At 46.4% G+C, this 16,707-nt stretch carries 12 protein-coding genes; all 12 read left to right on the top strand.

Features of this window, described 5'->3' with window-relative positions; all coding sequences use genetic code 11:
* Positions 1-23: 23 nt before the first annotated feature.
* The 12 genes from AB1552_10670 (at position 24) to AB1552_10615 (ending at position 16,684) form a co-directional block, all read left to right on the top strand.
* Positions 24-1,529, top strand: coding sequence for a nickel-dependent hydrogenase large subunit (locus AB1552_10670; protein MEW6054231.1), 1,506 nt, complete (start codon positions 24-26; stop codon positions 1,527-1,529).
* A gap of 461 nt (positions 1,530-1,990) precedes the next feature.
* Complete coding sequence (locus tag AB1552_10665) at positions 1,991-2,278, top strand: GIY-YIG nuclease family protein (protein ID MEW6054230.1); 288 nt, start codon at positions 1,991-1,993, stop codon at positions 2,276-2,278.
* A gap of 575 nt (positions 2,279-2,853) precedes the next feature.
* A complete protein-coding gene (locus AB1552_10660) occupies positions 2,854-3,366 on the top strand; it encodes a HyaD/HybD family hydrogenase maturation endopeptidase (GenBank protein ID MEW6054229.1) in 513 nt (170 codons plus the stop codon).
* A gap of 840 nt (positions 3,367-4,206) precedes the next feature.
* Positions 4,207-6,090 (top strand): hypothetical protein, encoded by a 1,884-nt coding sequence (locus tag AB1552_10655; GenBank protein MEW6054228.1) that lies wholly within the window; start codon positions 4,207-4,209, stop codon positions 6,088-6,090.
* An 853-nt stretch (positions 6,091-6,943) separates the two neighbouring features.
* Positions 6,944-7,780, top strand: coding sequence for a cytochrome C (locus tag AB1552_10650; GenBank protein ID MEW6054227.1), 837 nt, complete (start codon positions 6,944-6,946; stop codon positions 7,778-7,780).
* Positions 7,780-8,700: a cytochrome C gene (locus AB1552_10645; protein MEW6054226.1), complete on the top strand. Its 921-nt coding sequence runs from the start codon at positions 7,780-7,782 to the stop codon at positions 8,698-8,700. Before AB1552_10650 ends, AB1552_10645 begins: the two co-directional genes overlap by 1 nt.
* Before the next feature lie 777 nt (positions 8,701-9,477).
* Positions 9,478-10,407, top strand: a complete 930-nt coding sequence (locus tag AB1552_10640; protein ID MEW6054225.1) for a cytochrome c3 family protein — start codon at positions 9,478-9,480, stop codon at positions 10,405-10,407.
* 28 nt (positions 10,408-10,435) lie between these two features.
* Positions 10,436-11,467 (top strand): 6-bladed beta-propeller, encoded by a 1,032-nt coding sequence (locus tag AB1552_10635; protein MEW6054224.1) that lies wholly within the window; start codon positions 10,436-10,438, stop codon positions 11,465-11,467.
* A 204-nt stretch (positions 11,468-11,671) separates the two neighbouring features.
* Positions 11,672-13,534, top strand: a complete 1,863-nt coding sequence (locus AB1552_10630; protein MEW6054223.1) for a hypothetical protein — start codon at positions 11,672-11,674, stop codon at positions 13,532-13,534.
* A 317-nt stretch (positions 13,535-13,851) separates the two neighbouring features.
* The gene (locus AB1552_10625; GenBank protein ID MEW6054222.1) at positions 13,852-14,742 is read left to right on the top strand and encodes a 6-bladed beta-propeller; all 891 of its coding nucleotides are present in this window, start codon (positions 13,852-13,854) and stop codon (positions 14,740-14,742) included.
* Between the two features lie 355 nt (positions 14,743-15,097).
* Positions 15,098-15,517, top strand: a complete 420-nt coding sequence (locus tag AB1552_10620; protein MEW6054221.1) for a cytochrome c3 family protein — start codon at positions 15,098-15,100, stop codon at positions 15,515-15,517.
* A 69-nt stretch (positions 15,518-15,586) separates the two neighbouring features.
* Positions 15,587-16,684: a cytochrome c3 family protein gene (locus AB1552_10615; GenBank protein ID MEW6054220.1), complete on the top strand. Its 1,098-nt coding sequence runs from the start codon at positions 15,587-15,589 to the stop codon at positions 16,682-16,684.
* Positions 16,685-16,707 lie beyond the last annotated feature (23 nt).

Raw genomic sequence — 16,707 nt, 5'->3', positions numbered from 1 at the left:
GAAAAAATACTTCAGATGGAGATATTGACAATACGGCTCCGTACAATACGTATCTTATCCCAACGAATGGAAGATTGATCAGGAACATCATTCATGGAATGGATACGGTCATGTCCCACATTACCCACTTCTACCATCTGTCTGCACCGGACTTCATCAACTTCTCGACAGGTCTTGTGAACATGTCACCATGGACTCCGTCCTATACCACTTCAGATCTCATTGCAGGCAGCTCTGTTCTTGGACAGGCGCTCATTGTGAATTATGTAACGGCACTCAAAATGAGGAGACTGGCGCATACGGCAAGTGCTTTATTCAGCGGCAGACATCCGATCCAGAACGCGATCATTCCCGGTGGCGTATCAACCCTTACCTCTACAACGTATCCGAATCCTTATCAGGTAGGGACTGATTACGATGCATGGGGTCCGTTCAATCTGACAGAAACAAAGACTAAATTCACTAACATTCTGAACCAGATCAGGGACTTTATCGACAACACCTACATACCGAATGTGGTGACGGTCGCAACATCAACCACTCCGAACTTTGTTTCTTTCTGGACTCAGGGGTTTGGTTGCGGGAATTTCCTCTCCTATGGCGATTTCCCGATGAACGCTACTGGTAATGTCCTGCTCATCAAGAGAGGCATTGCGACATCAGCAAGTACAAGCGTAGGTGCGTTTGATCAGGCCAATATTGTGGAGCATGTCGGTAATTCCTGGTACGATTATCCCGCGCTGGATGCGGTGCTTAAGACCAATGGACGCCATCCGTTTGACGGTGTGACCGTCCCGAACATGAAGTCTTCTGCAGATGCACAGTACAGCTGGCTCAAGGCTCCGAGATATGGTACAGCCGCACAGGTCCTTGAAGTCGGTCCACTGGCCCGCATGTTTGTATCCTACCTCTCGAGTGATACTGGACAAACGGTCACAAATACCTTCATGACAAACTTCGGTATTTCGGGCGGAAGTCCTTACAGCGTTCGGACACTGATTAACGCTGTTATGGGAGGAACTGGAGGTGGTCTAAACAGACCAGTAAGTGACCTTATCAGCACTCTCGGAAGGCACGCTGCACGGGCATTGGAGGCAAAACTGCTTGCTGATGCCTGCGCTGTCTGGAACGGCGCGCTCGTCGATAACGGCCAAGCATTCACCTACAAGAAGATCTCGAAGATGATCAGCACAGGCGTTGGCCTCTGCGAGGCGCCGAGAGGTGCATTGGGCCACTGGATCAAGATCGAAGGCCGCAAGGTCGCGAAATATCAGTGTGTCGTTCCTTCCACATGGAACTTCTCTCCGAAGGACAACAACGGCACTTCTGGTCCTGTGGAACAGTCACTAGTTGGCTCCTACATCGGCACAACTGATGAAGAAAAGGTCCTGAATATTCTCAGGCTCGTTCATCCGTTTGACTGCTGTATCGCCTGCGCAGTACACGTCGTGGGTCCTGACGGCAAAGAGAAGCTGAAATTTGCTATCGGTCCTGACGGAAGGCCGGCAAATATCGAAAAAGTCGAGTAGGCTAAGGCTAAGGCCTTTTAAAGGGGAGGGATGACCTCCCCTTTTTTTTGGCGAGTGGATATGTGCATTGAAGGGATACCGGACATTACGCCCATGCACTACCGAAAGCACATAAAAGAACCGCAATTTTGTCATTACACTCGCCATTTCACGGTTTACATACGCCATTTCCCTGCACTGCGAGTCCCCCTATACCCGTCACTGCGAGTCCCCCTATACCCGTCATTGCGAGTCCCCCTATACCCGTCATTGCGAGTCCCCCTATACCCGTCATTGCGAGGAATGGAATGACGAAGCAATCTCATACTTTAACGCCAACAACGAGATCGCCACGCTCCGCTCGCGATGACGACTATGGGAGTCATTGCGATGCCACCTATACCGTCATTGCGAGGGCATAGCCCGAAGCAATCTCGTCGTTTTGGGTTGCTTCACGTCTCTCATTGATGACATAATGTCATATGGACACTTATTTTTACGTGTACATAATGTCGAACAAAAACAACAGTGTCCTTTATACAGGCATGACAAACAACCTGAAGAAAAGAGTCTTCGAGCACAGGGAAAAGGTGATCAAAGGGTTTACAAGAAACTACAATGTTACAAAACTTGTGTATTATGAAGTGTTCATGGATTCTCTCAATGCGATTCAGCGCGAAAAGCAAATCAAGGGTGGATCGAGAAAGAAGAAATTTGAATTGGTGAATTCGGTAAATCCTGGATGGAAGGATTTATATGATGAATTATGAGGATTACAGGCATTCACTGTTGATGAGATCGCCACGCTCCGCTCGCGATGACAACCCTAAAAAAAACAGATTGCCGTGCTCCCGCTGGTCGCTCGCAATGACAAGGCACCAAGGTCATGCAATAACAACCTTGTGCCATCTTTGCATTCGCCTATTCCGTCATTGCGAGGAACAAAGTGACGAAGCAATCTCATACTTCAGAACAACAGCGAGATCGCCACGCTTCGCTCGCGATGACGACTATGGGAGTCATTGCGATGCCACCTGTTCCGTCATTGCGAGGAATGAAATGACGAAGCAATCCCGTCGTTCAACGCCAACAACGAGATCGCCACGCCTCCGGCTCGCGATGACGACTATGGGAGTCATTGCGATGCCACCTATTCCGTCATTGCGAGGAACAAAGTGACGAAGCAATCTCATACTTCAGAACAACAGCGAGATCGCCACGCCTCCGGCTCGCGATGACGACTATGGGAGTCATTGCGATGCCACCTGTTCCGTCATTGCGAGGAATGAAATGACGAAGCAATCCCGTTGTCTCAATATTAAAGACAGAAAGGTATAACCATGCTATGGAACAACCTTTGAAACCAATTCTCGTCCTCGGCATCGGCAACATCCTTCTCACCGATGAAGGAATCGGCGTCCGTGTGGCCGAAAAAATGAAGCAAATGTCTCTGCCTCCTGATGTCGAAGTGATTGACGGTGGCACTGGCGGTCTTGACCTCGTATACTGTATCGAGGGAAGGAAAAAGGTCATTGTGGTAGATGCGGTAAAGGCAGATGCGCCACCGGGAACCCTGTTCCGTTTTACCGATAAAGACCTTGCCGGGAAAAAGGGGGTAATGCGCTCAGCCCACGGCATTGATTTCACTGATGTGGTGCAGATTACCTCCTTTTTGGGCACCAAACCCCCGGAAATCATTTTCTATGGCATTGAGCCGGAAAGCCTTAACGCCAGCATGGAACTTTCGCCGCTGATGGAGAAGAATATCCCCGTACTGATCAATCTGGTGATGAAAGAACTGGAAAAAACCGAGGATTCAAGGGGCAAAGGAGCCAAGGATTCAACTGAAGAGCCCTGACAACTGATAGAGATGATAGAGATGCCTTGAGATACGTTGAGATTTATTGAGATAGATGGAGAATGAAGAGAAGTGATAATATAGATAATGTGCTTCAGGATATTCAGGAATTGTTTGTTAAGTTGAAAAATATAGTTCCCAGATCCAGCGATAACCAATTCACGAGTTTGGCATACGGGGCATTGCGAGCACATAAAAGGTGCGTGGCAATCTGGCTGTTGGCATGGGACGGGATTGCTTCGTTACTCTGTTCCTCGCAATGACGGATTAGGGCAAAACGAAGAGATTGCTTCAGGCTGTGCCCTCGCAATGATAGAACAGGGGGCATCGCAATGACAGAAGGGCTTGAACGAAGAGATTGCTTCGTCACTCTGTTCCTCGCAATGACAGGAAAAGAGGGACTCGCAACGATACGCACCGTGTTTTCCGCAATTGCTTTTTTAGGGCTGTCATCGCGAGCGGAGCGTGGCGATCTCGTTTTTGGCATGGAACGACAAGATTGCTTCAGGCTGCGCCCTCGCAATGATAGAACAGGGGGCATCGCAATGACAGAAAAGGGGCTCCTCGCAGGGACAGGAAACGCCTCATTAGCTCTATATTGTGTCGTGCTGTGCCCTTGCAACTGCACTCGCAATGATTATACGTATCACTGGATTTGGGTAATTAATTCCACAAGGAATCTAAGAAAAGCTCTATGAATCTCCGTGTATCTCCATGCATCTCTGTGTGTTTCCATAAATCTCCATGTGATTCCGTGTGTCTCCATGTATCTCCAAGTGTCTCTCTCTCTATCTGTGTATCTTTATGTATCTCAATCAGTCCCAGGGAGTGGCAATTCGCATGATGCGCAGAATCACCCGGTATATATTTCTTACCCTCCTCTTCATTCTCATCTTCGGTCTTTTCTCTGCCGAGATACGGGACCCGGACTTCTGGTGGCATCTGAAAACAGGTGAATATATTTACCAGAAAGGGGCTCTGCCCGAAACAGACCCGTTTGCCTACACATCGCTGCAGAAGGACCCTGTGAATCCGGAATCGGAAAGGATCAGGTTTATTCTCACCCAGTACTGGCTTGCACAGATTCTCTTCTCCCAGACATATGCGCTTTTCAGTTTCCAGGGGATCATTTACCTTAGGGCTGCCATCCTCACCCTGCTGATGTTCCTGATATACCGGGCCATCAGGAGGGAAGGGATTGGCGTTGCGCTCTCCCTTGTCTTTCTTGTTCCGGCAGTGATGCTGTTCCGTACGTTCATGGGGGAGAGGCCCCAGCTCTTTTCCTTTCTTTTCTCTTTTCTCCTCATATTCCTGCTCGAAGGCTTCCGCAGGGTAACAGCGGTCTCAACCGGTCCCGCGCAATCCCGGGAACCCCTGAATCTCAACGGGTCTCAACGAGTCTCGTTTTTCTGCCGGCACTTCCGCATCTCCGTCCTTTTTTATCTCGCCCCCATCCCCTTTATCATGCTCATGTGGGCAAATATGCACGGCGGGTTTATCCTTGGGATCGTGATCCTGCTGGCATACCTCTCGTCCGAAAGTCTCAAGCTGTTTTCAAAAAAACTCGGCCCTTCCCTTCCTGCACGGGCATACAAATTTTTTATAGTGACTGGCGTAACCGCTATTCTCGCCTCGCTCATTAACCCGAATACGTACAAGGTCGTCCCGTTTCTCTTTGAGCTTGAGAGCGGAGCATATAAAGGCATGATTATCGAAGCAATGTCGCCTGTTTCCCTGATACGCGCAGGTTTTTATGAACCTCAGTTCATGATCTATTTTTTCCTGCTGGCACTGGGTTTCCTGCTTCTGCTGCTGCACCTGAACAAATTTGACCTCACTGTTGCCGCGCTATTCACCGGCTTTGCCTTCATGAGCCTGTACGCATCACGGCTGATCCCCTTTTTTGTGCCCCTGGCTCTCCTTCTGACCGCCCGGTATGCGCCGGGCATTCTCAGGCGCCCCCTGCAAAATGAAATATCCGTGAAAATGAGGGCTATAGGGGAAAAAGCTGCCCTGCCCGCTACCATCATCCTTTCGGTCGCGCTTGTTATCCTGATTAATAATGCCGACCTCTTCAAGAATGGCATAAGGGCCAACAAATACCCGGAAGGGGCGGCAAAATTTCTCAAGGCACACAGGATATCGGGGAATATGTTCAACCCGTATGTCTGGGGAGGATACCTGATATGGGAACTCTATCCGGATTACAGGGTCTTTCTGGACGGAAGGGGATTAATAGGAGAGGTGTTTTTCCAGGAAGTCAGGATTCTGGAGGCATCCCCGAAAAAGTTCGAGGGAATCCCGGAATGGAAGGCCATGCTGAATGCGTATAATGTCGATTTCATTCTGACCTTCTCTGTAGGGAATTTCACCGGACGGCTTGTCCCCCTTATTCCTGCGCTCCTGAATGATCCGGAATGGCATCTCGTATTCATGGACAACATCTCCCTGATATTCGTAAAACAGGCGCCTGCAAATGAAGAGCTGATACAGCGGTTCGGCATGCCGAAGGAATGGCTCTGGAACGAAGTGGCTGTGGAAGCAGGCCTGAAAGCACAGGATTACGGATGGAATGTAAATTATCATCTCACGATGGGCGAGGCGCTGCTGGCAAGCCGCAATTATCCGAATGCAAAACAGGCTTTTGTAAAAGCGCTGGAAATAGACCCGGGAAACGACATTGCCCGGAAACGACTGGATCTCCTGCATTCTTACGGCTATTGATGTGTCTCAGGCAACGATTACACTTTACACTGTCAACATAGTTATTGATACAGCGAGATCGCCACGCTTCCAGCTCGCGATGACGACTATGGAATTCACTTCAATGACCCTTTCCGTCATTGCGAGGAGCAGAGCGACGAAGCAATCTCTCCGTTCAAGCCCTTCCGTCATTGCGAGGAGCAGAGCGACGAAGCAATCTCATCGTCCAAAGCTAACAACGGGATCGCCACGCCTCCAGCTCGCGATGACAGCCCAAAAAAGACAGATTGCCGCGCTCCCGCTGGTCGCTCGCAATGACAAACAAAAAAGCTATGCTGGAAAACACGTTGCGCATTATTGCGATACCTCCTATTCCCGTCATTGCGAAGGCATAGCCCGAAGCAATCTCGCCGTTCAACGCCAACAGCGAGATCGCCACGCTTCGCTCGCGATGACGACACAAAAAGGTCATTGCGAGGAATGGAGTGACGAAGCAATCTCGTCGTTCAAGCACTTTTGTCATTGCGAGGGCATAGTCCGAAGCAATCCCGTCATGCAAGCACTTTTGTCATTGCGAGGAATGGAGTGACGAAGCAATCTCGTCATGCAAGCACTTTTGTCATTGCGAGGGCATAGTCCGAAGCAATCCCGTCATGCAGGCCTGTGGAATATGAGAAATCAGCATCGAATAAAGGCACCTCCGCATAGCTTTCGGTCTGATTTGGCTGTCATTTTTCCCTTGACAGAAAAATCAAAAAGATGATATAAGTGTATGCTGATTAAATATTTTCACATTAGACAGTAATATATTGTTACTGATTGTAATCAGAGGATAATTCCATCAAATTGGTCAAAATACACAAGGGGGTAAGATATGAGATTAGCGCAGTTGTTGACGAAGAAAAGGTCTGATTCTCTGTTGCTTCTCTTCTTTGCAGTGCTCACCGTGATCTGCCTTGCCGGCATCTTCCAGGATCAGGTTTTTGCACAGGAAAAAGCCCAGCTCTCAAATGCTGATTGTGTGAAATGCCATTCAGGCGTGCAGGGGATAGTGGACAGCAAGGGAGCAAAGCACAAGACAGCGATCACCTGCCTGGGCTGCCATAAGGGACACCCTCCGATGGTCGCAAAGGAAAAAATCATCCCTGCCTGCGCCGAATGCCATGCCGGGAAACCCCATTATGAGATCGGCGGCTGCAATACCTGCCACTCCAATCCCCATGCACCGCTCGATATGAAACTGGCTGCAAACCTTACCGCACCCTGTCTTTCCTGCCACGGCACTCAGGGGAAGGAAATGAAAGACCATCAGACACGGCATTCAAAACTTTTCTGCACTACCTGCCATAAGGGGCACAGAGATGTCCCTGAATGCCTGAAATGCCACCGGGCCCATGCCCCTGAAATGGTCAACAAGGACTGCCTGGTCTGTCATCCTGCGCATCAGCCGCTCACGATCACCTACGGCGCTGATATGCCGAACAAGAACTGCGCTGCATGCCACAAGAGCATCTCCCACACACTGGACGGCACCGATACGAAGCATTCAAAGCTGACATGTGTGTTCTGCCATAAAGAAAAACACAAGAATGTCCCTGCCTGCGAAACCTGTCACGGGTCCCCGCATCCGCCGGGCATGATCAAGAAATTTCCGAAATGCAACATGTGTCACATAAGTGCACATAGTTTAGGAAAGGAGGCGAAGAAGTAATGGAGAGCAAAAAAAGAGCTACTATACTCATTACAGGGTGCATACTGCTGCTGTTTGCCATCATGGCATGTGCATCACAGCAAGTTGCTCCTGTAGCGGAAAAACCGGAACCTGCTCCGGTGCAGAAGGCCGAAGCTGCCCCTCCCCCGCCAAAGGAAGAGGCAAAACCGGCAAGTTTTTACGACATGGAAGTCAAGCCGTTAACTCCTGCCGAATGCGCCCGCTGCCATTCATCCGTGTTCAACGAGATCAAAAAGGAAGGTGGCAAGCACAAAATCGATTGCGTAAGCTGTCACACGAAGTTTCACGCATATAATCCCAAGAAACAGAACTGGGATGAGATTATGCCGAAATGCAAGACATGCCACGGCCTGATACACGGAGACAAATTTGCGGCCTGCGCATCATGTCATTCCAATCCCCATGCACCGAAGACGCAAATGGCAATGAGCGCGGATTTCGCGAAGGTGTGCGGCGACTGCCACGCGAAGGTCGGCCAGCAGCTTCAGAAGAATCCGAGCAAGCACACAAAAGTCCAGTGCGCCCAGTGTCACCACCAGAAACACGGCTATATCCCTTCCTGCATGGAATGCCACAAGCCTCACACACCTGAACAGCAGGTAAAGGATTGCCTGGTATGCCATCCGGTTCATACACCTCTGATCATCAAATATCCTGACACCACGGCAAACAACGTCTGCGGCGGATGCCACAGCGCGGTCAACGACAAGATCAAGACAACCGCAAGCAAGCACGGCCAGGTCGCATGTGCAAAATGCCATACCTCGCACAAGTACATTCCAAAGTGTGAGGAATGCCACGGAAAGCCGCATGGCGAAGTGGTCCTCAAGAAATTTCCGAACTGCCTGCAGTGCCATGTCGACGTACATGACCTGCCTTCAAAAGGCTCTAAGAAATAAGATTTTTCCATAATCTTCCTCGGGGGTAACGCGTACCCCCGGGGAAGGCTTTTCTGAAGACTTCACGATTTTGCTGACTAATATGTGACTTTCCGTCCCTGTCCGAAAAACCCCTTTGCGTATCATTGCGATACCTCCTATTCCTGGTCATTGCAAGAAGACTAACTTTTGTCATTGCGAGGAACGAAGTAATCTATCAGTTGGACTCCATTGTGATGCCTCCCATTCCAGTCATTGCGAGGAGCAGCGCGACGAAGCAATCTCGTTGTACAATGACAACAGCGAGATCGCCACGCTTCGTTCGCCATGACAGCCAATAGAGACAGATTGCCGCGCTCCCGATGGTCGCTCGCAATGACAAGGCACCAAGGTCATGCAATAAAAAACCTTTGCCGCCATTGGACTCCCCATCATTGAGAGGAGCATAGGTGCGAAAGAATCTATCCTCAAAGGCTTAATTTCTGTCATTGCGAGGAACGGAGTGACGAAGCAATCTCGTCTTTCTATGCCAACGGCAAGATCGCCACAGCCTCATTACATTCGGCTTCGCGATGACAACCAAGGAAGTCTCTGTGCTGCCACCTATCCCCGTTATTGCGAGAAACCTGTGACAGAGCAATCCATCCTTTAAACGTGTTTTTTTGCAGAGCGCTCCCCTTTTCTGTCGGTATTTTACAACTTAAGTTGCAAAACATTTATAACCTTTAGCAACGTTGACAAGCTTCTCGTATTATGATTAAACTATTATAGTTAAAACTTACATATGGAGAGGAAACGATGAGATTTATAAAGATAATCTTTTGCTATCTGGCGATGTGCGCAGCTATTGCTTTCATATCCTCTCAGGCCGATGCTGCAGAGGCCAACCCATGCATCACCTGCCATGCAAAATTACAGAAACCGGCAAAAAGTGTGCATGCAGCGATTGCCCTCGGCTGTTCAGCATGCCATAAACCCGTAGAAGGCAAGACGCATCCAGGACAAAAAGGCAGTATCGTGCTCACCCAGAGCATGCCGGGACTCTGTTACAGCTGCCATGATGAATCGAAATTCAAGGGGAAATCTGTACATCAGCCAATACCGGCTGGCATGTGCACCGGATGCCATGATGCGCATCAGTCAAATTATCCCAAGATTCTTTTGAAAGATGTTCCGGGACTCTGTTACAACTGCCATGATGAATCGAAATTTAAAGGCAAGTCAGGCCATACAAATTTAGGAATGTGCACAGGCTGTCACAATCCGCATAGCTCAGAATCTGACAGGATACTGAAAACAACGCAGCCGAATCTCTGTTTTAGCTGTCATGAGAAGGCTCAATTCAACAAAAAAAATGTTCATGGGATTATTCCTGCAGGTGGCTGCAGCTCTTGTCATACTCCGCATGCAAACAATAACCCTTCCCTCCTCATAAACAGCAGTATAGAAGAGCTTTGTCTGACCTGCCATGTGGGCAAGTCAGATGGAAAACATATCGTGAATATTCCCGGCAGAAGAATTCACCCAGTAAAGGGCAAAGACCCATCAACCATCAAGATAATACGCGTGCCTGATCCAAAGAATCCAGGGAAAGAAATTGAAATCATAGACCCCGATAATCCTGGCAAGGATTTTGACTGCGTTACCTGCCATGATCCCCACAGTTCAGACAACAAGAAGCTCTTTACACAACCAAACATTTGCACAAGATGCCATAAATACTATTAATTTCTTTAATAAGGAAGAGGAATGCATAATGCGTAAAATCTATCTTTTTTTTCTATTGCTGTCTTTAGCCGTTCTCTTCGGATGTGCTGCCAATGCTCCAGTTCCTGACTCAATACAAAAACCTTCCGGAGAGTATGTCTGGCCCCCGCCTCCCGCATCTCCAAAAATCAAATGGGTGAAGCAATGGTCTGACAGGTATGATTTTGGCAAACCGAGTCAGGTAATGGAGTTTCTAATCGGAAAGGAAAGAGTCGAAAAATTAAGAAGGCCGAGCGGAGTTGTTGTAGATAATGCAGGAAACATTTATGTAGCCGATCCGGAAATCCGCACAATTTTTGTTTTTGACGTACAAAAGACATCTCTCAGATTTCTGGGCATGGGAACGATTGCCGGACCTGTAGGACTCGCGACAGACAATAAGCGAAATATTCTGTTTGTTTCAGATTCACGGCTCGATAAGGTTTTTGCATTCAATAAAGTAACAGGGGATCTTTTGCTGTCGATCGGTTCCCCGGGAGAGTTTAAGAATCCGGCGGGTCTCGCGTATGATGAACAGAGAGAAAAACTTTATGTAGCTGACACACAGAATCACATGATAAAGGTTTTTAACAACGATGGTCGTCTTATGTCTACAATCGGGGAAAGAGGCAGTGAAAAAGGTGAATTCAATTTTCCAAGCTATCTGGCACTTGACCAATCTGGCCGCCTCTTTGTGGTCGATTCATTCAACTTTAGGGTACAGATATTCGATCCCGATGGGAAATACATAAAAGAATTCGGCAGGTTAGGCGATTCATCAGGGTATTTTACAAGACCCCAGGGAATTGGCATTGATTCCGAGGGGCATATATACGTCGTTGATACCGCATTCAATAACTTTCAGATATTCGACGAGGAAGGAAAGCTTCTTTTGTGGGTGGGGAACCCGGGCAAGAAGCCAGGTGAATTCTATTTACCCACAGGCTTGTTTATCGATAATAAAGACAGGATATATATCACAGATACATTTAACCGTCGGGTGCAGGTTTTTCAGTATGTGAGCGGAAAACAACCGCAATAATAATGCATTGTATCGATCAAGTGACTATATTGTATTCATAACAGAACTAGTTACATAACAGAACTAGTTAAGAAATTTTTTTCTTCTTTTTTCTGATACTGCCTTACATATTATTATTTATTGCTATATACGAATTTTATAATATGAGTACGTGATTGGGATTTAAACAATCTGAGGAAAAAGATTTATGGAGAAAAGATTATTTTGAACCATCAGAGGTTCTTTATACTTATTTTTTTGTCAAGTATTTATTTCTCTCTCCTACTACCTTCAGAAGCTTCAGCCCAGATGACAATCCTTTATCCAAAAAGATTCTATCTCAAAGGCCTCATTGAACTCTCTTACAAGGATTTTTTTACTTCTTATACAACAGGCGATAAAGAATTCAAATCCACTTTATCCTACTTTGAGCAGAACTACAGGCTTGATGGCGGAGGATATATTTATCACCCAAGGCTTGCAGTTTTTACTGCTACAGTTCTTTATAATGATTTTCGCCAATTAGCTGGCTATAGTGATGATACCTGGAAATCCCATTTTATCGGGTATGATTTCTCTCTCACTTTTCTTCCCTACAGACCGATCTCGCTGGATATCTTTGGAAGGAAACTAAATCACACCCTTGATCCCGCCGGAGTGATAGTAACAGCGGATAGGGATTTTCACTGGACAGAGTACAATTACGGAGCCCGTCTAAGGATCTCACGATTTCGGAATTTCCCATTAATAAGACTTGAATATAACCACCTCTATCAGGATTTGCTGCAATTTGAAAGAGCATCCGGCAAAATAGAATCGGAGACGTATACACTTGACGTAAGAGGCTCGCTCGAGTTTCTCAATACTAGTTATCAAATCTTTGCACAGTATACAGACTTCTCCAGCCCAGCAACCAGTTACAAAGGAAGATATGTCCGTATAAATACGAGAACCAGTATCATTAAAAGGTTCGATTTTTATAATTTCTTTAGCTATACAGACATTGATTATCTGAGCCTTCTATCTTTCACATCAAATCTTTTTATTAGAGAACGAAAAATATTCGATCAGTACTATACATATTCCTACACTCAATATAAATATAACTTCCCCGGACTAAAACTCCAGGGTGTCACTGCAACGGACATTAAAAAGGATATTCACACGGTAAACGGCACATGGGGCTACAGATTTACCAATAGACTGCGGAGCAGTCTTTCACTGAATTACGGACTGAGAAAGGAAAATAACCGAAAAGCGAATTTTTACGGGATATCTGCCAGTCTGAGTTATGGAAGGCCCTTTTGGGGTTTCGATTTCTCACCAAGATACAATATACGATATAAAGACGATGAAGATAGCGGATACTCCTTGCAAAATGCGGTAGAACTTATTCTAACTACAAGAAAACTGAAATTCGGTGTATGGTACACAAATTATTCATTTTTGCTTATTAACGAGAAACAAATATATTTTACGTCACTGGAAGGAGATTTTTTCGGTGATGAGGAGACTTTGGAGAAAAGGGAGACAAAAATAGACAGGATTTCCCATTCGCTGAGGACCGGCATACGGGGAAGGGGAATAGGAAGAAGATTATCAAGAGCACAATGGACTATAGAGGGTGAACTGTTATTTTCGAAAGCAGACATTGAGAGAGACAGAAGAATATCTGCTTTTGATGATGAATTTGACCCGGAATTACCCAAAAAAGAAAAGATAACATTAGAAACAACCCGTTACAGCGTTACCGGTACCATTTCCTATCCTGTTGGTTGGGCAACTATCACAGCACATTCCGGTTTCTTTGCTGGAGAAACAAATTCCAGAAGCCTCAGGAGATTCTTCTTCGAGGAGACTATACAATATCCTCTCTTCAGAAATCTTATTATTTTAATAAAATTTAAGGAAACATGGGATAAGATTGAGAATAATCCCACAAAGAGAACTGATCAAATTGAATTGAACACAGAATACAGGATAGGAAAATTAATCTTTACCCTTGAGAGCCGTCTTATGAAAACAGATTATGGAAAAAGAGAAAGTTACCAAAGAAGACTGTTTCTGAAGCTTAGAAGAATAATTTGATGCAACATGAGAAAATAGAATAGATGAAAGATATACAATACTGCTATTCCGGCTTGTCCGGCATTCTTCTGCGGATCTTGAATAAACGCAGATGTATTCTAAATTGTTTCCGACGGGCTTCACTTGCGGGAATGACATCAAGGTATTTAGTTACTGGTTTAATATTACGTTCGAAAAGCTATCTGTATGTTCTGCTTTGTTCTCTTTTGCTGTGCGTTTCCTGTGCAGGCACTGAGAACAGTACTAAAAATATCAATAAAAACTATCAAGCTTCAAGTCTGTTCTGGCCATCTCCTCCGCAGCAACCACGGATTCAGATGGTAAAAACCTTATCAGGCTCAAGAGATATGGGTGCGAGCAAATCCTGGCTCATGAAAGCCCTTGACAGTCTTCTCGGAAAGGAAGATGCACAGGAGATGCTGAGACCTCATGGTGTCTATGCTGACCTTAACAGAGTGTATGTAACCGACCCCGGGAGTTCTTCAGTTCACGTTTTTGACCTACTGAACAGACAGGTTATGCAGATTGCCTCATTTCAAAAAGACAGGTTCATCTCTCCGATAGGAATCGCAGCAGACAAAACCGGGAATATATACATCAGCGATTCTCTCCTCAGGAGAGTCATAATCTGTGACAGGGAGGGGAAGTATCTGTACGAGATAGGGTCACCCGAATATTTCGCAAGACCTGCCGGCATCGCGATTGATGACGAGAGAATATACATAGTCGATACTCACGGCCACAAAGTTCTCGTATTTTCTGTGAAAGATGCGAGATTCCTGTTCCAGTTCGGAAAAAATGGCACCGCCAAAGGTGAGTTCCATTATCCAACACATATCTTTGCCGGGCGGGACGGATTCATCTATGTCACCGATTCTCTCAATTTCCGCATTCAGATTTTTGATAGAAATGGCTCTTTTGTATCGTCGTTCGGAAAGCTTGGGGACGGTACAGGTGATCTGTCAAAACCCAAGGGAGTCGCGGTTGATTCTGAAGGACATATTTACGTGTCTGATGCACACTTTGACAATGTGCAGATTTTTGATCGCACCGGCAGACTCCTCCTGGTGGTAGGCAAATCAGGCAGGAGGAAAGGAGAGATGTCCCTTCCTGCCGGTGTGTATATCGACACTCGGGACAGGATTTATGTCGCGGATTCCTATAACAGAAGAGTGCAGATATTTCAATATCTGAAAGAAAAGAATTGATATGAATGCTATAATAACATATGCACAAATACAGCGGAAATTGCACTAAAAAGTTTGTATGATCAAACACAATTGCTTTCATCTTTTTCTGATATTCTGGGGAATTTTTACAACATTGCTATGTCCACTGCATGCAACTGCGGGTATCAGCAATACCAAACATAATCTGTCTGTCACAGGGCCCGGTCCGGCATCTGCCGGCTCAGAAACCCGCATATGCATTTTCTGTCATACTCCTCACAATGCAAGTCCTGCTTCGCCCCTGTGGAATCATTCATTAACGGAGGTTCAGAATTATATCAACTACTGGAGTCCGACCCTGAGATCATATTCTTCACGTGAAGAGGCCCCGCCTGTGGATGGGTTCTCAAAATTATGCCTCAGCTGCCATGATGGAACAGTTGCCATAGGATCAGTCATAAGCAAGGAAGACCAGATAGAAACTACGCCGGATTTTATTACAGAAGGAGACGCAGGCTATCTTGGCACAGATCTGTCGGGCGGACATCCTGTTTCAATTGTTTATGATCTGGCGTTGGTAAATGAACGAAACAGGGAAACAGATCTCCTTCATCTGAACTGGCCGATAAGAAGGGGTAGAGATCAAAGCAGCGGCACAGATCCTGATGTCAGGCTGTACCCCACTCAGGGTGATTTCGGTGTGCAGTGCACTTCATGCCATGATCCTCACGGAGGAAAGGGCAATCCCGATGCACCGCCTTTCTGGCGCAAAACAACATATGATGAGGTATGCCTGGTCTGTCATATGCCATAATGACCGGCGTCCGTTGTATACCTCCTTTTTGAATTTGAATATTTTATCTGGATATTCGATACATAAGATATGAAAAGGACTCAAAAATATCTCGGAATAATTATTGTTGTGTGCCTCATTCTGGTAACAGTACCAACTTTTCTTCGTTCAGAATCCTTAACCACAAGTCCTCATGGTGACAGAAGCAAACTGCCCAAGGGATGCAACAGCTGCCATAAAGGACACGGCATATTGAATACTCCTATGCTCTCTGTTGAAAGGGATTTGTTCTGCTTCCGCTGCCATGGGGAAAGCGCTAATGTCGAAGCTACCAGGAACGAAGGAGACCTTGCCCAGAATACCAAAGCAGCAAATCTCCAGAGGGAATTCCTGAAATCCTACCGTCATCCGGTTGAAAATAAAGGCATTCATAAATACGGTGAGATCATGCCCGAAAATGATCCCTCTGCGCAGAGGCATTCAGAATGCGGGGATTGTCATCACCATCATTATGTCCAGACTGAAAATAAAACTGCAGGGATTAAAGGAGTGAATGCTCAAGGGCTCATTATCGACCAGATTACGTTCGAATACGAGCTCTGCTTCAAATGCCATTCGTACAGTGCGAATCTTCCGGGCAATCAGAGAAACCTTGCAGAAATATTTTCAGTGGCGAATCCCTCCTATCACCCTGTCATCTCCCAGGGGAAAAATATGGACGTGCCAAGCCTGATTCCGCCTTTAACCACATCTGACATGATTAAATGTTCAGCATGCCATAACAATGATGATCCCCTGGGGCCACAAGGTCCTCATGCTTCCATCTACAGCATGATATTATCCAAAAATTTTACTACTTCAGACGGAACTGAGGGCCCTTTTCAATACGAACTTTGCTACAGTTGCCACAGACGGGAGAGCATTCTCGGGAATGAAAGCTTTATTTATCATAATATTCATATTGCAACAGTTGGAACTTCCTGCAGGACATGCCATACACCTCATGGCAGCACTGTATATACCCATCTTATGGATTTTGATAATATTTCAATCACACAGTCAAGCGGGGGCAGGCTCGAATTTATCGATTTGGGCAGCAAGGCTGGCGAGTGTTATCTTACCTGTCATGGAAGAGACCACAACCCATCATCTTATCCGGCAAGTCAGCAACCAACTCGAATAGATTAGTCATTATCTAAATCCAGCGATAA

The sequence above is a fragment of the Nitrospirota bacterium genome (assembly GCA_040754395.1).
Classification (GTDB): domain Bacteria; phylum Nitrospirota; class Thermodesulfovibrionia; order Thermodesulfovibrionales; family SM23-35; genus JBFMCL01.
This window is presented reverse-complemented; position numbering and strand designations above follow the sequence as displayed.

Bases quoted from the DNA above. Each gene is read 5' to 3' on its own strand.
- AB1552_10650 (MEW6054227.1), top strand. From the start codon at position 6,944: ATGAGATTAGCGCAGTTGTTGACGAAGAAAAGGTCTGATTCTCTGTTG.
- AB1552_10660 (MEW6054229.1), top strand. From the start codon at position 2,854: ATGGAACAACCTTTGAAACCAATTCTCGTCCTCGGCATCGGCAACATC.
- AB1552_10615 (MEW6054220.1), top strand. From the start codon at position 15,587: ATGAAAAGGACTCAAAAATATCTCGGAATAATTATTGTTGTGTGCCTC.
- AB1552_10655 (MEW6054228.1), top strand. From the start codon at position 4,207: ATGATGCGCAGAATCACCCGGTATATATTTCTTACCCTCCTCTTCATT.
- AB1552_10665 (MEW6054230.1), top strand. From the start codon at position 1,991: ATGGACACTTATTTTTACGTGTACATAATGTCGAACAAAAACAACAGT.
- AB1552_10625 (MEW6054222.1), top strand. From the start codon at position 13,852: ATGGTAAAAACCTTATCAGGCTCAAGAGATATGGGTGCGAGCAAATCC.
- AB1552_10645 (MEW6054226.1), top strand. From the start codon at position 7,780: ATGGAGAGCAAAAAAAGAGCTACTATACTCATTACAGGGTGCATACTG.
- AB1552_10635 (MEW6054224.1), top strand. From the start codon at position 10,436: ATGCGTAAAATCTATCTTTTTTTTCTATTGCTGTCTTTAGCCGTTCTC.
- AB1552_10640 (MEW6054225.1), top strand. From the start codon at position 9,478: ATGAGATTTATAAAGATAATCTTTTGCTATCTGGCGATGTGCGCAGCT.